Below are 24490 nucleotides of genomic sequence, written 5' to 3'. Positions count from 1 at the left end.
AGGGAACTTCAGGAGTCGTGGGAGCGACCGTCGACCACCGTCGACGGTATTTCGGGTGAGGGGAGCGGCTAGTGCGCGAGAGGGGGACCGCGGCGGGTCGGCTCGCCGCAGCGGGAGGCCTCGGCCTTGGGGAGCCACACCGTCGCGGGCGACACCGTCCTCGGCGGACCGGACACGGCCGACGGCGCGAGCCTGCGCGGAAGCGCGGAGGCGAGCACCGCCGTGACCGCGAACACCGCGCGTTCGGCGCAGGCGAGGACCGCGACGACGACCAGCGTCGCCAGCACGTGCCCCAGGACCATGAGCGCACCGGAGTCGGACGTGCGCGCGCTGTGGTCGTGCGGCACCGGAAGGGACAGCAGCGCGTGCATCGCCACCTGGCCCGCGCCCACCAGACCGAGGATCTGCGCGGGCCCGCGTTCCCGGCCCGCCAGCGCCGCGGCCGCGACGGCCAGCAGCACGACGGGCAACGCGATCAGCCCCACGTCCGGCGGCGACCCGGTCGCCTCGACGTGCGCGACGACCGCCAACGCCCCGGTCGCGACCCCGACGACCCCTCCGCGCACCGCTCTCCCGGCGCTGCCCGTCGGGGGGATCAAGGTCATGAAACCAGACCCTATCCAGCCGGAACGGTCCGCATAAGGGGTCTCGTGCCGTGGTGGTTCGGAAAACTGTCGGACCCTCCGGATAGTCTCCCGGTACCGCCCATTCGCAAGCGCGTCCGCAATCCACGACCGGGAGATTGACCCTGTGACTGCCGAGACCCTCTACGGGGCCGACGACCTGACGCATCTGGAGGGTCTGGAAGCGGTCCGCAAACGACCCGGCATGTACATCGGGTCGACCGACAGCCGCGGCATCAACCACCTCTTCACCGAGATCGTCGACAACTCCACCGACGAGGGCATCGCGGGCAACGCCTCGCGCGTCGTCGTGACGCTGCACGCCGACGGCAGCGTCCAGGTCGACGACGACGGGCGCGGCATCCCCACCGGCGTGCACGCGAAGTCCGGCCTGTCCGGTGTCGAGCTGGTGCTGACCAGGCTCCACGCGGGCGGCAAGTTCGGCGGGTCCGGCTACAAGACGTCCGGCGGCCTGCACGGCGTCGGCGCGTCGGCGGTGAACGCGCTGTCGCACCGGTTCGACGTGACGGTGAAGCGCGACGGCAAGGTCCACCAGATGTCGTTCGCGCACGGCGTCCCGGTCGTGTTCGACGGCCCCGGTCCGAAGGCGACGTTCGCCCGGCAGTCCGGGTTGCAGATCACCGGGAGGATGAAGCGCGGCGAGTCGACCGGCACGTCCATCCGCTACTGGTACGACTCCCGGTACTTCGAGAACGGCTCGTCGCTGGACGTGGAGGGCGTGCGCGCCAAGCTGCGCAACACCGCGTTCCTCGTGCCCGGCGTCACGTACGTGCTCCGCACCGCGATCGAGGACTCGATCGGCGAGGAGACCTTCCACTACCCCAACGGCCTGGCCGACATGGTCGACTTCCTCGCCCCGGCGGGCGACAAGGCCGTGTCCGGCACGCTGCTCGTCAACGGTTCCGGCACCTACCAGGAGAACGCGGCCGACCAGAACGGCGTCATGCGGTCCAAAGTGGAGCGCCAGGCCGAGGTCGAGGTGGCGCTGCGCTGGGGCACCGGGTACGAGCGCTCGGTCGAGTGCTTCACCAACACGATCCGCAACGTGCACGGCGGCACGCACCGCCGCGGCTTCGACCGCGCGGTCGTGAAGGCGCTGCACGACGCCATCTCCAAGACCCGAGGCCTGCTCAAGGCCAAGGAGGACATGCCGACCCTGGACGACGTCCAGGAGGGCATGACCGCCGTCATCCACGTCCGCATCCCCGAGCCGCAGTTCACCTCGCAGACCAAGGACGAGCTGTCCACCGCGGGCATCGTGAAGGTCATCCAGGCCGTCGTCGAGAAGCACCTCAAGGAGTGGACCGAGGACAAGAAGACCAAGCTCGAGGCCAAGGTCGTGCTGCAGAAGGTCGTCGACGCCTCGCGCGTCCGGCTGACCCAGAAGCAGCAGAAGGACGCGGCCCGCCGCAAGACCGCGCTGGAAGGCGCGTCGATGCCGCCGAAGCTGGTCGACTGCCGCGCGACGGGCGTGTCCCGCAGCGAGCTGTTCCTGGTGGAGGGCGACAGCGCGCTCGGCTGCTTCACCGGCGAGACGCTGGTCGCGATGGCGTACGGCAGGCCGAAGTCGTTCACCGAGCTGGTCGCCGACTGGGCGTTCGGCATCACCCACTACGGCTACGCCTCGACGGAGACGGGCAAGGTCGTCGTGGTGCCGCTGCTGGAGCCGCGGCTGACCCGCTACCTGGCGCCGCTGGTGCGGGTGACGCTCGACAACGGCGAGGTCCTGAGGTGCACGCCGGACCACCTGTTCCGGCTGCGCGACGGCTCGTACCGCCGGGCGGACGACCTCGTCGTCGGCCAGTCGCTGATGCCGCTGTACCGGGGCAAGTCCGTTGTGGACGGTCAGGTGCCGGTGTGGATGAACGACCGCGAGGTGTGGGCGCTGCCTCGGCCCGAGGCGGAGCACTCGCTGTCCGGCACGCTCGACCTGCCTGGCGACGGCCGCGCGCCGGTCAACCACCAGGTCGGGGCCGTGGAGCTGATCGAGGACGTGGCCGACGTGTACGACCTCACGGTCGACGTCCACCACAACTTCGCGCTGGAGTCCGGCGTGTTCGTGCACAACAGCGCGCGCATGGCCCGCGTCTCGGAGTACCAGGCGCTGCTGCCGCTGCGCGGCAAGATCCTCAACGTGCAGAAGGCCAGCCTGGGCGACACCCTGCGCAACGCCGAGATCGCCTCGATCGTCCAGGTGCTCGGCGCGGGCACCGGCCGCACGTTCGACCTCGCCGCGATGCGGTACGGCCGCGTCATCCTGATGGCGGACGCGGACGTCGACGGCTCGCACATCCGGACGCTGCTGATCACCCTGTTCGCCAAGTACATGCGCCCGGTCATCGAGGACGGGCGGCTGTACGCGGCGATGCCGCCGTTGCACAAGGTCGTGACGAAGGGCCGCAACCCGGAGACCCGCTTCACCTTCACCCAGCGGGAGATGGAGCAGACGGTCGCCCGCTTCGAGAAGGCGGGCAAGCAGATCGTCACCCCCGTGCCCCGGTTCAAGGGCCTGGGCGAGATGGACGCGGACGAGCTGTGGGAGACCACGATGAACCCGGCCACCCGCTCCGTCCGCCGCATCACCATCGACGACGCCGAAGCGGCGGAGTCGGCGCTGGAACTGCTCATGGGCGAGAAGGTCGAACCGCGGCGGGTGTGGCTGGTGGAGTCGTCCTCCCGCGTCGACCAGTCCGCCATCGACCTCTGACCACCACGCACCCGTAGAGAGAGCCCCCAGTCATGGCACGCCGCAAAGGCCCGACGACCAAGGTCGACCCCTCCGCCTTCGACCAGGCGGGCGCGACCGTGGTCGACACCCCGCTGAAGTCCGAGATCGAGGACTCGTACCTGGAGTACGCGTACTCGGTCATCCACTCGCGCGCCCTCCCGGACGCGCGGGACGGCCTCAAGCCCGTGCACCGCCGCATCCTGTACTCGATGAACGAGCAGGGCTACCGGCCGACGCACGCGTACGTGAAGTCCGCCCGCGTGGTCGGCGACTGCTTCGTCCGCGGCGCGCTGGTGTCGACCCCGTCCGGCCTGCGGCCGATCGAGGCGATCGAGGTCGGCGACCTCGTGCTGGACCCGGCGGGTGTCCCGATCCCGGTGGTGGAGGCGTACGAGAACCCGGCGTCCGAGCTGGTCCGCGTCACGTGGGCGACCGGCCAGACCATGGTGGTCACCCCAGGCCAGCGCTTCCGCACCGTGACCGACGACCTGACTCCCGGCTGGACGGCGGCCCGCGACCTCGCGGGCAAGCTCACCGCCGGCTACGGCAGCGACCGCTGGTCCGCGCTGCCCACCGGCGCCGACGCCCTGCCGTACGTGCAGGCCTTGGTCCTGGCGATCGGCGAGTCCGTCGACGGCGGCGTGGTGCTCTCGTCGCCCGACAGCGCGGTGATCGACGCCGCGCACGGCTGGGCGATCGGCGCGGACGTCGAGACCACCCGCGAGAAGGTCGAGGAGCCCGAGCGGCACCTGCTGACCGTCACCGGCTTCACCTTCGACGGCGTCCCGCTCGACCGCGCGTCCTGGATCCCGTTCCTCGCGGGCCTGCTCGACACCGCGGGTTCCGCGACCGAGCAGGGCATCGTCCTCCCGGACCTCGGCGTCCGCGCCCTGCTGGGCGACCTGGGCTTCCGGGCGTCCGCCCACGCCGACGGCCTGCTCGTCACCGGCCCCGACGCCGCCGCCCTCGCACGGGCGTTGCTCCCGTGGTCCCGCACCGACGGCCTGCACACCGTCGCCCCGGCCACCGCCCGCCCGTCCCTGCTGCCCGGCCTGTCGCTGACGAGCGTCCGCACGGTCGAACCGGTCACCCGCGACACCACGTACGACATCCAGGTCGGCACGGACGAACACGCTTTCGTCGTCGAGGGCCAGATCGTCCACAACTGCATGGGCAAGTACCACCCGCACGGCGACGGCGCGATCTACGACGCCATGGTCCGCCTGGCCCAGGACTTCTCCCTCAACACCCCGCTGGTCGACGGCCACGGCAACTTCGGCTCCCCCGACGACGGCCCGGCCGCCTCGCGGTACTGCGTCGTCGGTGACACCCGCCTTCGCCTGGCGGACGGTTCGAGTCCTCGTATCGCCGACCTCGTGAACCTCGCGGCGGACTCCGAGGCCGACGCCGACTTCGAGGTCTTGGACAAGGACGGCAAGGCCGTCCGCGTGAACAAGGTGTTCAACTCCGGCGTTCACCCGACGCTGAGCATTCGGACCAAGGCGGGCTTCTCCCTCCGGGGTAGCGAGAACCATCTGGTGCTGTGCTTGGAAGCGCCCATGGGGGTGCCGCTGTTCCAGTGGCGCAGGTTGGACGAGATCCAGCCCGGCGCCGTCGTGTGCATCGCGCGCAACGCGTGGTCCGAGGTCATCCCGACCGCCAGGGAGTACATGCTCGGTGTTCTCGGTGGCGCCTGGGTCTCCGAAGGGTGGGCCAACGACAGCCGGGCGGGTTTCAACAACACCGACGCGCACTTCTTCGGTGAGGTCCTGCACGCCTACGACCAGGTCGTAGGCGGACAGCGCTACGTTTCCGAACGTCACACACGCCAAGATCGCAAGCAGATCCACGAACTCGACATCCAGGATTACGCCGGTGGCATGGAGGCGTTCCGGAACAGCCCGTTGGCCGAGTTCATCGGGCACCAGGCGCGTGACAAGTTCGTCCCCGAGTTCGTGTGGAACGGGGGTTGGGGTGTCAAGCGCGCGTTCCTGATGGCCGCGTTCGAAGGTGACGGGGGCGTCCGCGACGCCGTCAACGGTTTCACCGTCCAGTACACGACGTACAGCGAGCGGCTGGCGAACGAGATCCACGAGATGCTCGCCGAGTTCGGCGTCATCGCGAGCCACCGCACCTACACCCGTGCGAGCGGCGCGGTGGAGCGTCGCCTCGTCATCTCCGGGCTTCGCAACGTTCGCGCCTTCGTCTCCCGCATCGGATTCCTCAAGACGAAGCAGGCGAAGGTGCAGGAGCTCCTCCAGCACTCGCCTCGGCGTCCGCACCGCCTCAGCCAGGACAGCGTGCCGTTCGTCGCGGACTTCGTTCGCGAAGCGTTGGACTTCGACCGGCGTGGCAGTGGTGGGAAGTGGCTGACCAGCCACAACTTCGACCGGGTTGAGCGCTGGGAGACCGAGCGCCTGCGGATCATCGACCGGATCGAGGACCCGGAGGTCCTCGCCACGATCCTGCCGATCATGGACTCCGGTTACCGCTTCGAAACGGTGACCGATGTGGAGGCAGGCGCGCCCGCTGAGGTGTACTCGGTCCGCGTCGACTCCGAGGACCACTCCTTCCTCGCGGGTGGTTTTGTCAACCACAACACCGAAGCCCGCATGTCGCAAGCCGCGATGCTGCTCGTCGGGGAGTTGGGCGAGGACACGATCGACTTCCGGCCCAACTACGACGGGTCGTTGCAGGAGCCGTCGGTGTTGCCTGCCGCGTTCCCGAACCTGCTGGTCAACGGCACCTCGGGCATCGCGGTCGGCATGGCGACGAACATGATCCCCCACAACCTGGGCGAGGTCGTGGCGGCGGCGCGGTGGCTCATCACGCACCCGGACGCGTCGCTGGACAAGCTGATGGAGTTCGTGCCCGGCCCCGACCTGCCGACCGGTGGCGCGCTGCTGGGGCTGGACGAGGTGCGCAAGGCGTACGAGACCGGGCGCGGGGTCGTGCGGATGCGGGCCAAGGTCGACATCGGGCCGCTCGAAGGCAGTCGCGGGCGGCAGGCGATCACGGTCACCGAGCTGCCGTACGGCGTCGGGTCCGAGCGGATCATCGAGAAGATCACCGACGAGGTGAACAAGTCCAAGCGGCTGTCGGGCATCGCGGACGTCAAGGACCTCACCGACCGCGAGAACGGCATCCGGCTCGTCGTCGAGTGCAAGGTCGGCGTGAACCCGCAGGCGCTGCTGGCGGACCTCTACCGGTTGACGCCGATGGAGCAGTCGTTCGGCATCAACAACCTGGTGCTGGTCGAGGGCCAGCCGCAGACGTTGGGCCTCAAGGCGCTGCTGGAGGTGTTCCTCGCCCACCGGTACGACGTGGTGACGCGGCGGACGAAGTTCCGCCGCCGCAAGCGCGAGGACCGGCTGCACCTGGTGGAGGGCCTGCTCAAGGCGCTGCTGGACATCGACAAGGTCATCAAGCTGATCCGCGACAGCGAGAACGCGCAGGCGGCCAAGGACGGCCTGATGGCGCGGTTCAAGCTGTCGGAGATCCAGGCGACCTACATCCTGGACACGCCGCTGCGCAGGCTCACCAAGTTCGACCGGATCGAGCTGGAGGGCGAGCAGGAGCGGCTGAGCGCCGAGATCGCCGAGCTGTCCAAGATCCTGGACGACGAGTCGGTGCTGAAGAAGCTCGTGTCGACCGAACTCGGCGCCGTGGCCAAGGAGTTGAGCGCCGATCGCCGCACGTCGCTGATCGACGGCGACCTGAAGGAGGTCCTGGCGGCGTCCAAGCCCGCCGGGCCGCTGGAGGTCGCGGACGACCCGTGCCAGGTGATCCTGTCGGCCACCGGCCTGGTCGCGCGGACCGCCGCGGAGTCCGAGGAGGCGTCGGAGGCCAAGCGCCGCAAGGGCCGCACCCGGCACGACGCGGTCGCCGCCGTGGTCCACTCGACGGCCCGCGGCCAGATCCTGCTGGTCACGAACCTCGGGCGGGCGTTCAAGACGGACGTGCTGCCGCTGCCGGTGCTGCCCGAGCAGGTCGGCACGGTGTCGTTGAGCGGCGGCATGGCGGCGAGCGAGCTGCTGCCGTTGGAGAAGGGCGAGAAGGTCGTCGGCATCGCGCCGCTCGGCGAACCGGACCCGACGTCGCCGGGCCTGGCGATCGGCACGCGGATGGGCGTGGTCAAGGTGTGCGCGCCGGAGTGGCCGGTGCGGTCGGACGAGTTCGAGATCATCAGCCTCAAGGAGGGCGACGAGATCGTCGGCGCCACCTGGCTGACCGACGGCTCGGAGACCCTCGCGTTCGTCACGTCCGACTCGTCGCTGCTGCGGTACGCCGCGTCGCTGGTGCGGCCGCAGGGCCTCAAGGGCGGTGGCATGGCGGGCATCAACGTGTCGTCGACCGCTCGGGTGGTGTTCTTCGGGGCGATCCGGTCCGACGACGAGGCGCACGGCGAGGCCATGGTGGTCACGTCGAGCGGGCAGAGCGTGAAGGTGACCCCGTTCAGCGAGTACCCCGCGAAGGGCCGCGCCACCGGTGGTGTGCGGTCGCAGCGGTTCCTGAGCGGCGAGACCGGGCTGGTGCTGGCGTGGATCGGCTCGCGCCCGGCGGGCGCGTCGAAGACCGGCATGCCGGTGGAGTTGCCGGAGGTCGACCAGCGGCGGGACGGGTCCGGTTCGCCGCACCCCGGCCCGGACGTCGTGGGGCACGTGATCGAGCGCGGCTGAGCGTGGACCGCTCCCGGACTCCGGGAGCGGTCACCCCAGCAGGTGGTAGATCTCGATCTCGATCTCGGCCGGGTCGTCCCGGTGCGGGCCGTAGACCTCCCAGCGCGGCCCGGCGAGCCGGTGCCCGTGTTCGGCACACCAGCGCACCACGGCCTGGTGCGCCGCGCCCAGGCCGTCGTACCCGCCGCGGTGCACGGTCCTCGCCACGGTCCCGGCGGGCAGCGCCGACGCCACCACCCGACCGGTCAACGGCGGCGGCTCGGCCAGCACGCCGACCTCGACGTGCGGGACGTTGTCGAGGTACAGCATCACGTTGGGGCACCCGCGGTCGACGCCGTGGGCGCGCAGGCACCCCCAGACCTCGTCCAGCAGCACCTTCCACAGGGCCGGGAACTCCGGCCACGTGGTGGCCGCCGCGACGACGACCGTCGGCCGCGCGTCCACCGTGATCAGCTCTACGACGTGGTCCATCGATTCGCTCCCGGTTAGCCTGGGTGCCGAGGCTAGTCGGGGAGGCGCGGATGAGCCGGATCAACGACGTCGGCGGGATGCACGGGTTCCCGGCGATCGAACCGGAGCTCGACGAGCCGCCGTTCCACGCGGACTGGGAAGCGCACGTGTTCGCGCTCAACCGGGCCCTCATCGGCCGGGGCGTCTACAACCTGGACGAGTTCCGCGACGCCGTGGAACGCCTGCCGCCGTCGACGTACCTGGCCTCGTCGTACTACGAGAAGTGGTTCCTCGCCATCTCCGCGCTGCTGGTGGAGAAGGGCGTGTGCACGGCCGCGGAGGTGGCCGGTGCCTGAGCTGTTCGCGCCCGGCGACCGGGTCCGCACCGCGCACGCCGACCCGCCGCACCACACCCGGCTGCCGCGCTACGCCCGTGGCGCGGTCGGCACGGTCGTCGAGGTGGAGGGCTCGCACCCGTTGGCCGACGACCGCTCCCGCGGCCTGCCCGCGCCACCGCAGCCGGTGTACGCCGTCCGCTTCGCCGCCCGCGACCTGTTCGGCGAGGGCGACCACGACGTCACCCTCGCCATCTGGGAAAGCCACCTGGAGCCGTCATGAGTGGAGACCACACCGGCGAGAACGCGGCGCTGGCCGCGCGGGTGCGGCACGTGGAGGCGCTGCTCGAGGCCCGCGGCCTGGTCGACGCCCAGGAGTTGGACCGCGCCCTGGAGGCGTTCCTGGCCAGGGCCAGCCCGGACAACGGGGCTCGCGTGGTCGCCAGGGCGTGGCTCGACCCGGCCTACCGCGCCCGTCTGCTGGCCGACGGGGCGGCGGCCGTGACGGAGGTCGGCGCGACCATGGGCGGTGGCCTCCAGGACCAGCGCCTCAAGGTCGTGGAGAACACCGCCACCAGCCACAACGTCGTCGTCTGCACGCTCTGCTCGTGCTACCCGGTGGCGCTGCTAGGCCCCTCGCCCACCTGGTACAAGAGCGAGTCCTACCGGTCCCGCGTGGTCCGCGACCCCCGGTCGGTGCTCGCCGAGTTCGACTTCCACCTCCCACCGGACGTGGACATCACCGTCTGGGACGCGACCGCCGAGACCCGCTTCATGGTCCTGCCGGTCCGTCCGGCGGACACCGACTCGCTCGACGAACGCGCCCTGGCCGACCTCGTGACCCGCAACGGCCTGATCGGCGTCGCCCCGGTATGACCACGAGCGCGTCCTTCACCGCTCAGGGCAACTGGGACGGCGGGTTCTACGAGCTGACCATGGAGTTCGACGATCCCGCCGACGCGGTGCTGCAACGGGCGTTGACCGCGTTGTGGCGCGGTGCGGGGATCGTCGGCTGCCACGCCGACCGCCACCGCGAGCCCGCCGACCAGGCCGAGGTGCCGTGCACGGTGGCGTCGCTGGAGGAGTTCGGCCACCTGCGCGGGACCGTGGTGGTGCCGGGCGGCCACCGGGTCGTGTGCGGGGTCTTCGCCACGCTGCTGGACGACGGCGGCCGGTGGCTCACGTTCTACCTGCCCACCGGGGCACTGGTCGAGGCGGACGAGCGGATCGGCGGGTTCCCGTTCGGCGACCACGGCGGCCCGGAGTCCCTGCGGTGGCGGCGGGACCTGGACGCGTGGCTCGCGCTGGTCGGCGCGGCGGTGTTCGACGAGGTCGGCTTCGTCCTCGGGCTGATCGGTTTCGAGGTCGACGCCGGGATCGACGCGGCGAGCGTCGCCGGGCAGGTGCCCGACCAGCGCTGGGAGGGGTACCTGCTGCCGGTCGACGGTCTGCCGCGCTACACGCCCGCCAACCGCTGACGGCTCGCCCCGGCACGGGACGAGCCGCCCGCGGGTCACGGGCTCTGGGTGTCGATCTGCCACTGGCCGTTCTGCTGCACCAGCGTGTACACGTGGTTCTCGACCTGCGTGCCGTTGGCCGCCGAGACGTAGGTGATGGTCGCGGCGACGCTGTTCGTCCCCTGCTCGGCGATGTTGGTCGCGGTGAAGGAGCTGAAGCCGTTCCAGAAACCCGCGTAGTCGTCGAACGACGGGGCGCGGGCGGTCTTGAACTTCTCGGTCAACCGCGCGTACGCCGCGGCCTTGTCCGTCCGCAGCGTGGCGTAGTAGTCCGTCACCGCCTGCGCCGCCGTGCCCGTGGAGGCGGGCGGCGGGCTGGAGACCGTGGTCGACGTCTGGGACGACGTCGTCGTGGTCGTCGCCGCCGCGCTGGTCTCGGTCGTCTGGGCCGGGGGTTGGTCGCCGCCCTGGGTCGTCGTCGCGGGCGCGGAGGAACTGGTGGACGCGCCGCCCTGCCCGGTCGACGGCGTCTTGTCGCGGTTGGCGAACAGGAACGCCGCGCCGACGATCGCGAGCAGCAGCACAGTCACGCCGATCAGCCCGAAGACCGCCCGCCTCCGCCGCTTCTGTTCGTCCTCTGTGGACGGTTCCGCGACCGCCGCGGCGGCGACGGGTTCGGCGACCGGTGGCGGCGGAGCGGGGGCCTCCTCGACGAGGGTCGGCGTCGGCTCGGAGATCTCGGCCAGCACGGCGAGCTCCTCGGCCGCCTCGGCCATCGTCGGCCGGGTGTCGGGGTCCGGGTCGAGCAGGCGCAGCAGGACCGGCGTCAGCGTGCCCGCCTTCTCCGGCGGCCGGATCGTGCCCTCGGCGACCCGGTGCAGCTGGGCGATCGAGTTCTCCGAGATGCCGAACGGCGGCGTGCCCTCGACCGCGTTGTACAGCGTCGCGCCGAGCGAGAAGACGTCCGACGGGTAACCGCCGTCCTCGCCCTTGGCGACCTCGGGGGAGAAGAACGCGGGCGTGCCGACGGACCGACCGGTCGCCGTGGCGCTGGCGTCGTCGATGGCGCGCGAGATGCCGAAGTCGGTGATCTTCACCGCGCCCGAGTCGCCGAGCAGCACGTTGCCGGGCTTGACGTCCCGGTGCACCACGTTCGCCTTGTGCGCCACCGCCAGCGCGGCGGCGAGCTGCCCGCCGATGCGCACCACGTCGTCGACCGGCAGCGGGCCGGTGTCGGCGATGGCCGCGGCCAGGCTCTTGGACGGCAGGTACTCCATGATCAGCCACGGCTGGCCGTCGTGCTCCACGACGTCGTAGACCGCGATGGCGTTGGGGTGCTGCAACCGCGCGGCGATGCGGGCTTCGCGCATGGCGCGACGACGGGCCTGCTCGGACTGCTTCTCGTCGAGGTGCGAAGGCAGGATCAGTTCCTTCACCGCGACGACGCGGTCCAACCGTAGGTCCCGTGCGAGCCAGACCAAGCCCATGGCTCCACCGCCGATGCGCTCGGTCAGCTCATAACGCCCGGCGACCCGCCGGTTTTCCTCGCTCACGTGCGACTCCCCGGACTGGCAAACGCTGACGGTAGGGCAATGTTAGTGGGGTGCCCCCGAGGCTGATCGAATGAGGCCGACAGAATGGGTCGAGTCGAATCCCTGGGGGAAGGAAACCGGTGGCGGAGCAGTCGAACGGCGAGGACGTGCGGCCCAAGCGCAAGCGGGTGTGGCGCTGGGTCCGGCGGACCGGGTACCTGCTGCTGGCGCTGGCCGTCCTGGCCCCGGTGGGGGCCTTCGTCATCGTCAACCGGGCGGTCGGCGCGCCCGACCCGGCGGAGATCTCGGCGCGGCAGCGCAAGGTCGTGACCCTCCTCTACGCCGACGGCAGCGTGATGACCCGGATCGCCTCGGCGGACGCCAACCGCGAGCCGATCACCGGCCGGATCCCGGACGCCGTGCGGCACGCGGTGCTCGCCGCCGAGCAGCCGGACTTCGACACCGCCGCCGACTTCGACCTCGGCTCCGGCATCGCCAAGAAGTACCTGCGGCTGGTCACCGAGAACGCCGACACGTCGTGGAGCCGCCGCTTCACCGAGGTCGTCCTGGCGCACAAGCTGAGCAGCAGCTACAGCAAGGACCTGATCCTCACCGCGTACCTCGACACCGTCTACTTGGGCCGGACCGCGTTCGGCTTCGTCACGGCCGCGCGCGCCTACTACGGCAAGGAGTTGGCGCAGCTGACGCCGTCCGAGGCCGCCGCCATCGCCGGGCTGATCCCGAACCCGGCGGGGTCCGAGGACACGGCCTACGCCTCGGCCCGGTGGGCGTCGGTCATGGACGTGATGGTCGAGCAGGGGTGGATCACCCGCGAATACCGCTCCGCGCAAGCGTTTCCGAAGCCGCTGCCGGTCAGCCAGACCCAGCTCCAGCCGATCGAGGGCGTGCGCGCGCACATCCGGAAGCAGGTCGAGCGCGAACTGGAGGCAGCGGGCTTCCCGCCGGACCGCGCCGCCGCGTCCGGGGTCGTCGTCCGCACCACCATCGACCCGAAGGCGCAGCAGGCCGCCGAGTCCGCTATCACCGAGGTCATGACGGGTCAGCCGTACGCGTTGCGGCAAGCGCTCACCGCCATCGACCCGGCGAAGGGCGCGGTCCGCGCGTACTGGGCGGGCAAGGACGGCGCGGGCGTGGACTACGCGCTCGACACGCTCCAGGAACCCGGCACCACGTTCCTGCCCTTCGCCCTGACCGCCGCGTTGCAGAAGGGGACCGGCGTCGACAAGACGTTCGACGGCACCTCGCCGCGCAAGTTCGACGGCCGGGAGGTCCACAACCACCGCGACTCGCAGGCCTGCGGCCGGTTCTGCTCGCTGCGCTCGGCCGCGGAGCTGGACGTCGCCACGGTCTACTACGACCTGGTGCTCAACGAGACCGGCACCCTGCCCGTGGCGACCGCCGCCAAGGCCGCGGGCATCCCCGCGTCCGTGCAGATCGCCGACGTGCGCCGCGACCTGCTGACGGGGGAGGGAGGCGGGACTCCGGACGCGACCATCGCGATCGGCGGGGGCAAGACCCTGGTCCGCCCGTTCGACCTCGCGGTCGCCTACGCGACGTTCGCCGCCGAAGGCGTGCACCACGAGCCGTACTTCGTCGAGCGGATCGAGTCGGTGGGCGGCCAGGTGCTCTACCAGCACTCCGACTCGGCGCGCAGCGCGTTCGCCGCCGACGCCGCGCGGAGCAAGGCCATCGCGGGCACGGTCACCTCGGTGCTGAAGTCCGTTCCGGCGCTGGTGGGGGTGGCGTGCGCCGCCGAACGCGAGTGCGCGGGCAAGCCGGGCACGCAAGAACTCCCGAGCAGCAACGCGGAGGTGTCCAAGGCGTGGATGGTCGGGTACACGCCGACGCTGGCCGCGGCGGTCTGGATGGGGACCGACTCGGGCCAGGTGAGCCTGGTGAACGCGGCGGGGGAGACGGTCGAGGGGTCCGGGCTGCCGGGGGACATCTGGCGGCGGTTCATGGACAAGGCGCTCGACGGGACGCCGCTGCTGGCGTTCCCGGAGGCCGCGCCGATCGGCTAGGCGGGTCGGAGGCCGAAGGCCCCGCCCTCGACGAGGATGAACGCGCCGAGGGCGACCAGGACGACCGGCAGCACGACGTGGCCCCACTTCGACAAGGCCTTCGCGATGGCCGGGCGGGTGGCGAAGTACCTGCCCGCCGCCACCCAGACGGCCACCAGGACGAGGAACACCACGACGTACGCGGTCATGCCGCCGACGCCCGCAGTGGCGAAGACCGGCACGTAGACGCCGATGTTGTCGCCGCCGTTGGCGAAGGTGACCGCCGCGACCGCGAGCGCCGTCGGACCGCCCGCCTCGGCGGACCGCTCCTCCTCGGTGTCGTGGCGGTGCCGCCACGCCTGCACCCCGGCCTTGACGCCGAGCCCGAGCGGGAGCAGGCCCAGGTAGGGGATGGCCGCGTCGGGGAGGAAGGTCGCGCCGAACGCCGCGGCGACCGCGACGGCGACGATGGCCGTGAAGCCGAGGTACTGGCCGACCGCGATGGCGCGGGTCGCGCCTCGATGGCCCGCCCCCTGGGCGAAGAACAGCGCCAGGATGACGATGTCGTCGATGTTGGTGACGGCGAACAGCCCCGCCGCCTGGCCGAGGACGCCGAGGGTCACGTTCGGGCTGCCTTCTCGTCGGCGGTGGAGGTCAGCGGAACGCTACGCGGTAGGCCCGCGGGCTGACGCCGGTGACGCGCTTGAACCGGTCGCGGAACGCCGTGGGCGAGCCGAAGCCGACCTGGAGCGCGATGCGCTCCACCGTGTGGCCCGTGGTCTCCAGCAGGAACTGGGCCTGGCGGACGCGGGCGCGGTGCAGCCACTGGAGCGGGGTCGAGCCGGTCTGGTCGCGGAAGCGCCGGAGCAGGGTGCGGGTGCTCAGGCCGCTGTGCCGGGCGATGTCCTCCAACGTCAGGTCGCGGTGGGCGTTGTCGCGCATCCAGCGCAGCACCGGCTCCAGTTCCGACCCGCGCGGGGTGTGGGGCTGCTCGGCGACGATGAACTGCGCCTGGCCGCCCTCGCGTTCCAGCGGCATCACCGACAGACGGGCGGCATCGGCCGCGACCGCCGACCCGTGGTCGCGGCGGACGAGGTGCAGGCACAGGTCCAGGCCCGCCGCGGCGCCCGCGGACGTCAGGACCTGCCCGTTGTCCACGTAGAGGACGTCCGGGTCGACGGTGATCCCCGGGTGGCGCCGGGCCAGCAGGTCGGCCGCCAGCCAGTGCGTGGTGGCGCGCAGGCCGTCCAGCACGCCCGCGGCGGCGAGGGTGAACGTGCCGGAGCAGATGGAGGCGACGCGGGTGCCCTTCGCCACGGCTTCGCGGAGGGCGTCGAGCACGGCCGGGGGCACTGGGCCGGTGGGGTTCGCCGTGCCGGGCACGATGATCGTGTCGGCGTCGGCCAGCCCTTCCAGGCCCCAGTGCGCCGTGATCGTGAACAGGCCCGCGTCCACGACCGGGTCGGCCGCGCACACGCGGACCCGGTAGCCGGGGCGGCCGTCGGGCAGCCGGACGCGGCCGAACACCTCCAGCGGCGTGCCCAGGTCGAACGGGACGACGTGGTCGAGCGCCAGGACCGCCACGGTGTGCATGGCGGGAATGTACCCACTCACCTGGATAACGCCAAGTCCTCTACCTGCGGTGGGAGGTGGCGCAAACGTTGGCGGGAATCCGGGGGAAGCTGTCGTTCCTGCCATCGGGTCGGAGGGGATCACGCCGGCTAGCGTCGGTCGCATGGACGCTCCCAAGATCGCGATGCTGCTGTACCCCGGCTGCACACCGCTCGACCTGCTCGCCCCGCACGCGGCGTTCTCCCACGCCGCGGAGGTCCACCTGGTCTGGAAGGACCTCGACCCGGTGCCGACGGACTCCGGGGTGTCGCTGCTGCCCACCACGACCCTGGCGGACTGCCCGGCCGACCTCGCCGTGCTGTTCGTGCCCGGCGGGCTGGGCCAGGCCCCGATCGCCGAGGACCTCGACGTGCTGGAGTTCCTGGCCGACCGCGGGTCACGGGCCCGGTACGTCACGTCGGTGTGCGGCGGGTCGCTGCTGCTGGGGGCCGCGGGACTCCTGCGCGGCCACCGGGCCACCACCCACTGGACCGGGCTGGACCTGCTGGAGGCGTTCGGCGCGGAACGGGTGGCCGAGCGCGTAGTCGTCGACCGGAACCGGATCACCGGCGGCGGCGTGACGGCGGGGCTGGACTTCGGCCTCGTGGTGCTGGCCGAGCTGATGGGGGAGGAGACGGCGAGGTTCACCCAGCTCGCGCTGGAGTACGACCCGGCCCCGCCGTTCGGCGCGGGCACCCCGGAGGCGTCCGGTCCGGTGCTGACCGGGAGGGCGCGGGAGTTCGCCAAACCGGTCAACGACGCCATGGCCGTGGCCGCCGAGCGGCTCGCCGGGCAGGGCTGGGGGCGCGCCCGTTAGGTTTCGTGCATGAACGAGACCCCCGACATCAAGCCTCGCAGCCGCGACGTCACCGACGGCTTGGAGCGCACCGCCGCGCGCGGGATGCTCCGGGCCGTCGGCATGGGCGACGACGACTGGGTCAAACCGCAGATCGGGGTGGCCTCGTCGTGGAACGAGATCACCCCGTGCAACCTGCCGCTGGACCGGCTCGCCAAGGCCAGCAAGGACGGCGTGCACGCTGCGGGCGGGTACCCGCTGGAGTTCGGCACCATCTCCGTGTCCGACGGCATCTCGATGGGCCACGAGGGCATGCACTTCTCCCTCGTGTCGCGCGAGGTGATCGCGGACAGCGTGGAGACCGTGATGCAGGCCGAGCGGCTCGACGGCTCGGTGCTGCTCGCGGGCTGCGACAAGTCGCTGCCCGGCATGCTGATGGCCGCCGCGCGGCTCGACCTGGCGAGCGTGTTCCTCTACGCGGGCTCGATCCTGCCCGGCCGGGTCACGCTGTCCGACGGCAGCGAGCGCGAGGTCACGATCATCGACGCGTTCGAGGCGGTCGGGGCGTGCTCGCGCGGCCTGATGTCGCGCGCGGACGTGGACCTGATCGAACGCGCGATCTGCCCCGGCGAGGGCGCGTGCGGCGGCATGTACACGGCGAACACGATGGCCAGCGCCGCCGAGGCGCTCGGCATGTCGCTGCCCGGCAGCGCCGCCCCGCCCGCCACCGACCGCCGCCGCGACGGGTTCGCCCGCCGCTCCGGCCAGGCCGTGGTGGAGATGCTGCGCAAGGGCATCACCGCGCGGCAGATCATGACCCGCGAGGCGTTCGAGAACGCCATCGCCGTGGTCATGGCGTTCGGCGGGTCCACCAACGCGGTGCTGCACCTGCTGGCCATCGCGTACGAGGCCGAGGTCGAGCTGAGCCTCGACGACTTCGTCCGCATCGGCGCGCGCGTGCCGCACCTCGCGGACGTGAAGCCGTTCGGCAGGCACGTCATGACCGACGTCGACCGCATCGGCGGCGTGCCGGTCGTGATGAAGGCGCTGCTGGACGCGGGGCTGCTGCACGGCGACTGCCTCACCGTCACCGGCCTCACGGTGGCGGAGAACCTGGCCCACATCGCGCCGCCGGACCCGGACGGCACCGTGCTGCGCGCGATGGACCGGCCGATCCACCGGACCGGCGGCATCACCATCCTGCGCGGCTCGCTCGCGCCGGAGGGGGCCGTGGTCAAGTCGGCCGGGTTCGACTCCGACGTGTTCACCGGCACCGCGCGGGTGTTCGACCGCGAGCGCGCCGCGATGGACGCGCTGGAGGACGGCACGATCACCGCGGGCGACGTCGTCGTCATCCGCTACGAGGGCCCCAAGGGCGGGCCGGGGATGCGCGAGATGCTGGCCATCACCGCCGCGATCAAGGGCGCGGGCCTCGGCAAGGACGTGCTGCTGCTCACCGACGGCCGCTTCTCCGGCGGCACGACCGGTCTGTGCGTCGGCCACGTCGCGCCGGAGGCCGCCGACGGCGGGCCGATCGCGTTCGTGCGCGACGGCGATCAGATCCGCCTCGACGTGGCCACCGGCACCCTCGACCTGCTGGTGGACGAGGCCGAGCTGGCGACCCGTCGCGAGGGCTGGGAGCCGCTGCCCGCCCGCTACCAGCGCGGGGTGCTGGCCAAGTACGCGAAGCTCGTCGGCTCCGCGTCCGGCGGCGCCGTGTGCGGCTAGACCAGGCCTGACAACCAGGCTGACAACGACAACGGGGCCCCCGGCATTCGGAAACGAACGCCGGGGGCCCCGTTCTCGTCTGTCCCGACTTGACCGTTTCCGGCCTCCGAGTGGCGGTTCTGGATCGGTGCGGAAATTCCCCTTCACGTTCACAAGAACGTGTTCACTCGACCGAGTGCCGACACGACTAAGTGTGAACGGTCAAAAAGACTGTACGAAGTCGGGGTTGTCCGAAGGGGCGATGGGTAACGCCCGTGTTTCCCCGTAAGAGGGATTTGGTCACGAACCTGTCCCAATTGGGGGATGACGCGGTCGCGAGGGCCAGGATATCGGGTGTTCGGGCCTCCGATAGGTCATGCTGCCCGTCGGCACGACCCGGCTCACGCGGCTAACACGCAGGTCAGGCGATGCTGGGGCATCAAGACATGGGGCGGTCCCATCATCGGAGGTGGGCCATGTCTAATCTCTTCGCGAGAAGCGGGCGCATCGGGTAAGGCCCGGTCCGCACGTCGACGTCGCACTGCAACGAGGAGGACTGAGCACAGGTGACCGGATTCCTGTTGCGACGGTTGGTCAACTACGTGGTGCTGGCGTTCGTCGCGACGTTCCTGGCCTTCAGCTTGGCCTCCATCACATTCGACCCCATTGGCGTGCTGCAGCAGCGCAATCCGCCGCCGCCCGCGTCGACGATCGATGCCAAGCGGCACGAGTTGCACCTCGACCAGCCGATTCCCCAACGATTCTTCACCTGGATGGGTGGCGTCGTTCAGGGTGACTTCGGCCGGACGATCGCCGACCGGCCCATCACCGACGAGCTCGGCAGGCGGGTGGGCGTGAGCCTGCGGCTGTTCCTGCTCGGCATCACCATCGGCATCCTGTTCGGCGTGCTGCTGGGCGTGATCAGCGCGATCCGCCAGTACAAGTTCAGCGACTACTTCGCCACGCTCTTCTCGTTCGTGGTCCTGTCGACCCCGGTGTTCGTGCTCGGCGCCCTGCTCAAGCTGGGCGCCCAGAACCTGAACAACTCGATCGGCGACAACGTCCTGCTGTTCACCGGCGAGACGACACCGGGCTTCGAGGGCAGTTGGATCGCGTCGCTGCTCGACCGGGTGCAGCACCTGATCGTGCCGACCCTGACGATCGCGCTGGGCCAGATCGCGTACTACAGCCGCTACCAGCGCTCGTCGATGCTCGACGTCCTGGGCAGCGACTTCCTGCGGACCGCGCAGGCCAAGGGCCTCACCCGGCGCAAGGCGCTGTTCAAGCACGGCCTGCGCACCGCGCTGATCCCGATGGCCACGCTGTTCGCGTTCGGCTTCGGCCTGCTGGTGGTCGGCGGCACGTTCACCGAGCGGATCTTCAGCTGGTTCGGCATGGGCGACTGGCTGATCACCGGCATCTCCACGCAGGACACCAACATCACGGCCACGGTGACGCTGTTCGTCGCGGTCTGCGTGCTCTTCTCCGGATGGCTGGCCGACGTGCTCTACGCGGCTCTCGACCCCCGAATCCGCATCTAGGCAGGGTGACGACGACGTGACCGTAATCCTCAACGAGGGCGACTCCGCGGGTACCGCGGGCGCCGCATCGGGCAGCCCCGTCGACGCCGCGCCGGAGCCCGAGAAGTCCACGACCAGGGGCAGGCTCGTCCTGACCCGGTTCCTGCGCAACCGGCTGGCGCTGTTCGGGCTGGTCGTCATCGTGCTGATGTACGCGCTGGCGTTCATCGGCCCGCTGCTGTCCAAGTGGAGCTACGACACCCAGGACTACACGGCGTTCCTCCAGGCGCCGTACCCGGACCACATCTTCGGCACCGACAAGATCGGCACGGACATGTTCGCGCAGACCATGCGCGGGCTGCAGAAGTCGCTGCTGATCGGCCTGCTGGTGGCGGTCATCTCCACCGGGTTCGCGGCGCTGGTCGGGGCCGTGGCGGGCTACTTCCTCGGCTGGGTGGACCGCGGCCTCATGTGGCTGGTCGACCTGCTGCTGGTGCTGCCGTCGTTCCTGATCATCGCGATCCTGAGCCCGGCGTTCCGCGGGAAGTCGTGGCTGCTGTTCGTGGTGCTGCTGGCGGCGTTCCAGTGGATGATCACCGCGCGCATCGTGCGCGGCATGACGCTGACGCTCAAGGAGCGCGAGTTCGTCAAGGCCGCCAAGTACATGGGCCAGTCGCCGGGCCGGATCATCTTCAAGCACATCGTGCCGAACATGGCGTCGCTGCTGATCATCGACGCGACGATCAACGTCGGCTCGGCGGTGCTCGCGGAGACGGGCCTGAGCTACTTCGGCTTCGGCGTGCAGTCCCCGGACGTCTCGCTCGGCACGCTCATCGCGACCGGCAGCGACTCGGCGCTCACCTACGCCTGGCTGTTCCTGATCCCCGCGGGCTTCCTGGTGACGTTCGTGCTCGCGGTGAACTTCGTCGGCGACGGCCTGCGCGACGCGCTCGACCCGACGTCGACGCGCGGCCGCAAGCGCGAGAAGAAGACGAAGGACGACGACGTGACCACCGCCCCGGCCACCACCCCCGCCGACACCACGTCTGCGGCCACCACCACGGAAGGCGGAGGAAAAGCCTGATGACCAGCGCGGAACTCCTCTTCGACTCGGCCGACCGGCCCGCTCCGACGGGCCCGGTGCTGGAGGTGAACGACCTCGCGGTGTCGTTCCCGAGCGAGTCCGGCCGGGTGCGCGCGGTGCGCGGCCTGAGCTACCAGGTCTCGCCCGGCGAGGTCCTCGGCATCGTCGGCGAGTCCGGCTCCGGCAAGTCCGTGTCCTCGCTCGCGGTCATGGGCCTGCTGCCCCCGCAGGCGCGGATCACCGGCTCCATCAAGTTCCAGGGCCGCGAGCTGATCGGCCTGAACGACGGCGAGCTGTCCAAGATCCGCGGCAAGCGGGTCGCGATGGTCTTCCAGGACCCGCTGTCGGCGTTGACCCCGGTGTACACGGTCGGCGACCAGATCGCCGAGGCGCTGCTGGTGCACCGCGGCGCGCGGATCTCCAAGTCCGCCGCCGCCAAGCGCGCGGTGGAGCTGCTGGACCTGGTCGGCATCCCGAACGCCGCGGAGCGCGCCAAGGCGTTCCCGCACGAGTTCTCCGGCGGCATGCGGCAGCGCGCGGTCATCGCGATGGCCATCGCCAACGACCCGGACCTGATCATCGCCGACGAGCCGACCACCGCGCTCGACGTGACGGTGCAGGCGCAGGTCCTGGAGGTGCTCAAGACCGCGCAGGAGGTCACCGGCGCGGGCATCGTGATCATCACCCACGACCTGGGCGTCGTCGCCGGCTTCGCCGACCGCCTGATGGTCATGTACGCGGGCAAGGCCGTGGAGACCGGGCAGGTCGAGGAGATCTACGCCCGCCCGCGGATGCCGTACACGCTGGGCCTGCTCGGCTCGATCCCGCGCCTGGACGTGGGCGAGAAGCAGCCGCTGGTGCCGATCGTGGGCCAGCCGCCGTCGCTCACCGACCTGCCGCCCGGCTGCCCGTTCGCGCCGCGCTGCCCGATGGAGGTCGACGCCTGCCGCACCGCCGAGCCCGAACTGGTGGACGTGGACGGCTCGCCCGAGCACCGCGCGGCCTGCATCCGCACCGGCGACCTGGCCGCGGGCGAGACCGAGGGCGCCGAGGCGGCCGTGGAGATCTTCGGCGCCGAGGTGATCGCCGAGCCCGAGATCGCCAAGGTGCCGCGCGAGGACCGCAAGGTCGTGCTCCAGCTCTCCGGCCTGGTCAAGCACTACCCGGTCACCAAGGGCGTGGTGCTCAAGCGCCGCGTCGGCACCGTGCACGCGGTCGACGGCATCTCGTTCGACATCCGCGAGGGCGAGACGCTCGGCGTCGTGGGTGAGTCCGGCTGCGGCAAGACGACCACGCTGATGGAGATCCTCAACCTCCAGAAGCCCATGGGCGGCGAGCTGTCCGTGCTCGGGCAGGACGTCGCGGGGCTGAACGCCAAGTCCCGCAAGGCGATCCGCCGCGACCTCCAGGTCGTGTTCCAGGACCCGATGGCCGCGCTCGACCCGCGCCTGCCGATCTACGACGTCATCGCCGAGCCCCTCCAGGTGCACGGCGTCGAGAAGTCGGTGATCGACAAGCGCGTCCCCGAGCTGCTCGACCTCGTCGGGCTGCGCCGCGAGCACGCGTCCCGCTACCCGGCGGAGTTCTCCGGCGGCCAGCGGCAGCGCATCGGTATCGCCCGCGCGCTGGCGCTGGAACCCAAGCTGATCGTGCTCGACGAGCCGGTGTCCGCGCTCGACGTGTCGATCCAGGCGGGCGTGATCAACCTGCTGGAGGAGCTGAAGGCGAAGCTCAGCCTCAGCTACCTGTTCGTGGCGCACGACCTGTCCGTGGTCCGGCACATCGCCGACCGCGTGGCGGTCATGTACCTGGGCAAGATCGTGGAGATCGGCCAGGTCGACGAGGTCTTCGACTCGCCGCGCCACCCGTACACGCAGGCGCTGCTCTCGGCGATCCCGATCCCGGACCCGGTCAAGGAGCGGCAGCGCGAGCGGATCCTGGTGACCGGCGACCTGCCGAGCCCGGCCAACCCGCCGTCGGGGTGCCGCTTCCGCACCCGCTGCTTCCTGCACGCGACGCTGCCCGAGGACAAGAAGCGCACGTGCGTCGAGGTCGAGCCGCCCCGCCAGGAGCAGGGCACCGACCACGAGGCCGCCTGCCACTTCGCGCAGGCGCGGCAAGTCCTCTGAACACACAGTTTTCCGGACGCGGGGCGTCCGGGCGCACGAACCGGGCCACGACGGACGCGGCCAGGCATGAGGGAGGTCCACGACAGTGAGTCGACGTGTATTGGTCAGAGCAGCCGCGCCGGTGGCCGCACTGGCACTGGTGCTGGGCGCGTGCGGCAGCGGCCCCACCGGAAGCGACCAGGGGCTCAAGGGCGCCGACCAGCAGGTGCAGGGCAAGGACGACATCAACCCCGTCGAGGTGTCCAAGCTGAAGGACGGCGGCGAGTTCAAGTGGCCCGTCGACTCGCTGGCGGACAACTGGAACTACAACCAGGTCGACGGCACCGTCGCCTCGGGCGCCCGGATGATCTCGGCGGTCATGCCGAACATCTTCGTGCAGAAGGCCGACTCCACGATCGAGCTGAACAAGGACTACCTGGAGGACGCGACGGTCACGTCGCAGGACCCGCAGGTGATCACCTACAAGCTCAACCCGAAGGCCAAGTGGAGTGACGGCGCCGCCTTCTCGTGGGAGGACTTCGCCGCGCAGGCGAAGGCCAACAGCGGTGCCGACCCGGCGTTCCTGACCGCGTCCACCACGGGCTACGAGGACATCGACAAGGTCGAGAAGGGCGCGACCGACCAGGAGGTGAAGGTCACCTTCAAGAAGAAGTTCGCGGAGTGGAAGAGCCTCTTCGGCCCGCTGTACCCGAAGGCGCTCAACGCCACCGCCGACGAGTTCAACAAGGGCTGGGTCGACGGCCCGAAGGTCACCGCCGGTCCGTTCAAGATCGGCACGATCGACCTGACCGGCAAGCTCGTCACCGTCGTCCGCGACGACGCGTGGTGGGGCGAGAAGCCGAAGCTGGACAAGATCACCTTCCGGGTGATCGACCGCACCGCGCTCGCCGACTCGCTCGCCAACGGCGCCATCGACTGGTACGACATCGGCTCCAACGTCGACCTCTACAAGCGCGCGCAGCAGACGCCCGGCATCAAGATCCGCCAGGCCGTCACGCCGGACTACAACCACCTGACGTTCAACGGCGCCGCCTCCGCCGTCATGAGCGACGCGAAGGTGCGCACCTCGGTCATGCAGGGCATCGACACCGCGACCATCGCCAAGGCGATCCTCGGTCCGATCCAGCCCGACCCGAAGGTCCTCGGCAACCACATCTTCCTGTTGGGCGCCAAGGAGTACAAGGACAACTCGGCGGTCGCGAAGTTCGACAAGGAAGCCGCCAAGAAGGGCCTCGACGACGCGGGCTGGAAGCTCGACGGCGACGTCCGCAAGAAGGACGGCAAGGAACTCGCGATCCGCTTCGTGATCCCGACCCCGAACCCGACCTCCGACCAGGTCTCCAAGCTGGTGCAGACGCAGCTCAAGGAGGTCGGCGTCAAGGTCGACATCCAGGCCGTCCCGTCGGCGGACTTCTTCAAGGCCCACGTCAACGTCGGTGACTTCGACATCACCTCGTTCCGCTGGCTGAGCACGGCGTTCCCGATCAGCTCCTCGAAGTCGATCTACGCCCTCGACCCGGCCAACGTGAACCAGAACTACGGTCGCGTCGGCAGCGACGAGATCAACAAGCTGTTCGACGAGGCCAACAGCGAGCTGGACGACACCAAGCGCGCCGACCTCGCCAACAAGATCGACTCCGCGATCTGGGCCTCGGGCCACCAGCTGCCCATCTTCCAGAGCCCCGGCGCCGTCGCGGTCCGCGAGAACATCGCGAACTTCGGCGCGGTCGGTTTCGCGAACAACCCGTACGACTACATCCACATCGGCTTCACCAGCTGATCGCGGTGTTCCCTGAC

The 24490-nt window shown here is 70.7% G+C and carries 17 protein-coding genes and 4 pseudogenes; 16 read left to right on the top strand and 5 right to left on the bottom strand.

All coding sequences use genetic code 11. The annotated features are described in order from the left end of the window. Nucleotides 1-68: 68 nt before the first annotated feature. Nucleotides 69-605 (bottom strand): hypothetical protein, encoded by a 537-nt coding sequence (locus ACFWW9_RS32185; protein ID WP_390385744.1) that lies wholly within the window; start codon nt 603-605, stop codon nt 69-71. 145 nt (nt 606-750) lie between these two features. Between ACFWW9_RS32185 and ACFWW9_RS32180 the strand changes: the two are divergent. From ACFWW9_RS32180 to ACFWW9_RS32160, 5 genes and pseudogenes are all read left to right on the top strand, one after another. After that, nucleotides 751-2163 (top strand): annotated as a pseudogene (locus ACFWW9_RS32180) (ATP-binding protein); the annotation flags it as partial. Next, nucleotides 2140-3351: a toprim domain-containing protein gene (locus ACFWW9_RS32175; protein WP_390385770.1), complete on the top strand. Its 1212-nt coding sequence runs from the start codon at nt 2140-2142 to the stop codon at nt 3349-3351. The pseudogene ACFWW9_RS32180 and the gene ACFWW9_RS32175, both read left to right, overlap by 24 nt. A gap of 32 nt (nt 3352-3383) precedes the next feature. Then, nucleotides 3384-4904: pseudogene (locus ACFWW9_RS32170) on the top strand (DNA gyrase subunit A); the annotation flags it as partial. A 27-nt stretch (nt 4905-4931) separates the two neighbouring features. Continuing rightward, nucleotides 4932-5579, top strand: a pseudogene (locus tag ACFWW9_RS32165) (LAGLIDADG family homing endonuclease); the annotation flags it as partial. Nucleotides 5580-5969: 390 nt separating this feature from the next. Then, a pseudogene (locus ACFWW9_RS32160) lies at nt 5970-8051 on the top strand (DNA gyrase subunit A); the annotation flags it as partial. A 30-nt stretch (nt 8052-8081) separates the two neighbouring features. On the opposite strand, the gene ACFWW9_RS32155 reads toward ACFWW9_RS32160, so the two are convergent. Next, nucleotides 8082-8522: a GyrI-like domain-containing protein gene (locus ACFWW9_RS32155; RefSeq protein ID WP_390385741.1), complete on the bottom strand. Its 441-nt coding sequence runs from the start codon at nt 8520-8522 to the stop codon at nt 8082-8084. A 50-nt stretch (nt 8523-8572) separates the two neighbouring features. Here ACFWW9_RS32155 and ACFWW9_RS32150 point away from each other — a divergent pair, with 50 nt between their 5' ends. The 4 genes from ACFWW9_RS32150 to ACFWW9_RS32135 are packed head-to-tail and all read left to right on the top strand — an operon-like array spanning nt 8573 to nt 10314. Further along, on the top strand, nt 8573-8857 hold the full coding sequence (locus ACFWW9_RS32150) for a hypothetical protein (RefSeq protein ID WP_390385739.1): 285 nt from the start codon (nt 8573-8575) through the stop codon (nt 8855-8857). Then, nucleotides 8850-9119 carry an SH3-like domain-containing protein gene (locus tag ACFWW9_RS32145; RefSeq protein ID WP_390385737.1) on the top strand — a complete coding sequence of 90 codons (270 nt, stop codon included), beginning with the start codon at nt 8850-8852 and terminating at the stop codon, nt 9117-9119. Before ACFWW9_RS32150 ends, ACFWW9_RS32145 begins: the two co-directional genes overlap by 8 nt. Beyond that, a complete protein-coding gene (locus tag ACFWW9_RS32140) occupies nt 9116-9712 on the top strand; it encodes a nitrile hydratase subunit alpha (protein ID WP_390385735.1) in 597 nt (198 codons plus the stop codon). Before ACFWW9_RS32145 ends, ACFWW9_RS32140 begins: the two co-directional genes overlap by 4 nt. Next, nucleotides 9709-10314 (top strand): hypothetical protein, encoded by a 606-nt coding sequence (locus ACFWW9_RS32135; RefSeq protein WP_390385733.1) that lies wholly within the window; start codon nt 9709-9711, stop codon nt 10312-10314. The genes ACFWW9_RS32140 and ACFWW9_RS32135 overlap by 4 nt, the downstream gene beginning before the upstream one ends. 35 nt (nt 10315-10349) lie before the next feature. Here ACFWW9_RS32135 and ACFWW9_RS32130 read toward each other — a convergent pair whose 3' ends face one another. Continuing rightward, complete coding sequence (locus ACFWW9_RS32130) at nt 10350-11846, bottom strand: serine/threonine-protein kinase (protein ID WP_390385731.1); 1497 nt, start codon at nt 11844-11846, stop codon at nt 10350-10352. Nucleotides 11847-11965: 119 nt separating this feature from the next. On the opposite strand from ACFWW9_RS32130, the gene ACFWW9_RS32125 reads away from it, so the two are divergent. Next, nucleotides 11966-13867: a transglycosylase domain-containing protein gene (locus tag ACFWW9_RS32125; RefSeq protein WP_390385729.1), complete on the top strand. Its 1902-nt coding sequence runs from the start codon at nt 11966-11968 to the stop codon at nt 13865-13867. Here ACFWW9_RS32125 and ACFWW9_RS32120 read toward each other — a convergent pair. Together ACFWW9_RS32120 and ACFWW9_RS32115 are read right to left on the bottom strand one after the other, a co-directional pair. Then, complete coding sequence (locus ACFWW9_RS32120; protein WP_390385727.1) at nt 13864-14469, bottom strand: cadmium resistance transporter; 606 nt, start codon at nt 14467-14469, stop codon at nt 13864-13866. The two genes, ACFWW9_RS32125 and ACFWW9_RS32120, sit on opposite strands and share 4 nt — an antisense overlap. A gap of 31 nt (nt 14470-14500) precedes the next feature. Then, on the bottom strand, nt 14501-15439 hold the full coding sequence (locus tag ACFWW9_RS32115) for a GlxA family transcriptional regulator (protein WP_390385725.1): 939 nt from the start codon (nt 15437-15439) through the stop codon (nt 14501-14503). 142 nt (nt 15440-15581) lie between these two features. On the opposite strand from ACFWW9_RS32115, the gene ACFWW9_RS32110 reads away from it, so the two are divergent. The 6 genes from ACFWW9_RS32110 to ACFWW9_RS32085 all read left to right on the top strand — a co-directional run bounded on the left by ACFWW9_RS32110 (nt 15582) and on the right by ACFWW9_RS32085 (nt 24473). After that, a complete protein-coding gene (locus tag ACFWW9_RS32110) occupies nt 15582-16274 on the top strand; it encodes a DJ-1/PfpI family protein (protein ID WP_390385723.1) in 693 nt (230 codons plus the stop codon). Nucleotides 16275-16283: 9 nt separating this feature from the next. After that, entirely contained in the window at nt 16284-17981 is a 1698-nt protein-coding gene (gene ilvD, locus ACFWW9_RS32105) for a dihydroxy-acid dehydratase (RefSeq protein ID WP_390385721.1), read from the top strand. Nucleotides 17982-18526: 545 nt separating this feature from the next. Beyond that, on the top strand, nt 18527-19501 hold the full coding sequence (locus ACFWW9_RS32100; RefSeq protein ID WP_390385719.1) for an ABC transporter permease: 975 nt from the start codon (nt 18527-18529) through the stop codon (nt 19499-19501). Between the two features lie 16 nt (nt 19502-19517). Then, nucleotides 19518-20564, top strand: coding sequence for an ABC transporter permease (locus ACFWW9_RS32095; RefSeq protein WP_390385717.1), 1047 nt, complete (start codon nt 19518-19520; stop codon nt 20562-20564). Further along, nucleotides 20564-22693 (top strand): dipeptide ABC transporter ATP-binding protein, encoded by a 2130-nt coding sequence (locus ACFWW9_RS32090; RefSeq protein WP_390385715.1) that lies wholly within the window; start codon nt 20564-20566, stop codon nt 22691-22693. Before ACFWW9_RS32095 ends, ACFWW9_RS32090 begins: the two co-directional genes overlap by 1 nt. A gap of 121 nt (nt 22694-22814) precedes the next feature. Further along, nucleotides 22815-24473: an ABC transporter family substrate-binding protein gene (locus tag ACFWW9_RS32085; RefSeq protein ID WP_390385713.1), complete on the top strand. Its 1659-nt coding sequence runs from the start codon at nt 22815-22817 to the stop codon at nt 24471-24473. The last annotated feature ends 17 nt before the right edge of the window (nt 24474-24490 follow it).

The sequence above is a fragment of the Umezawaea sp. NPDC059074 genome, from assembly GCF_042738955.1.
In the GTDB taxonomy this organism is placed as follows: Bacteria; Actinomycetota; Actinomycetes; order Mycobacteriales; family Pseudonocardiaceae; genus Umezawaea.
Note: the sequence above shows the minus strand (reverse complement) of the source record. Positions and strands in the feature narration are given on the sequence as shown.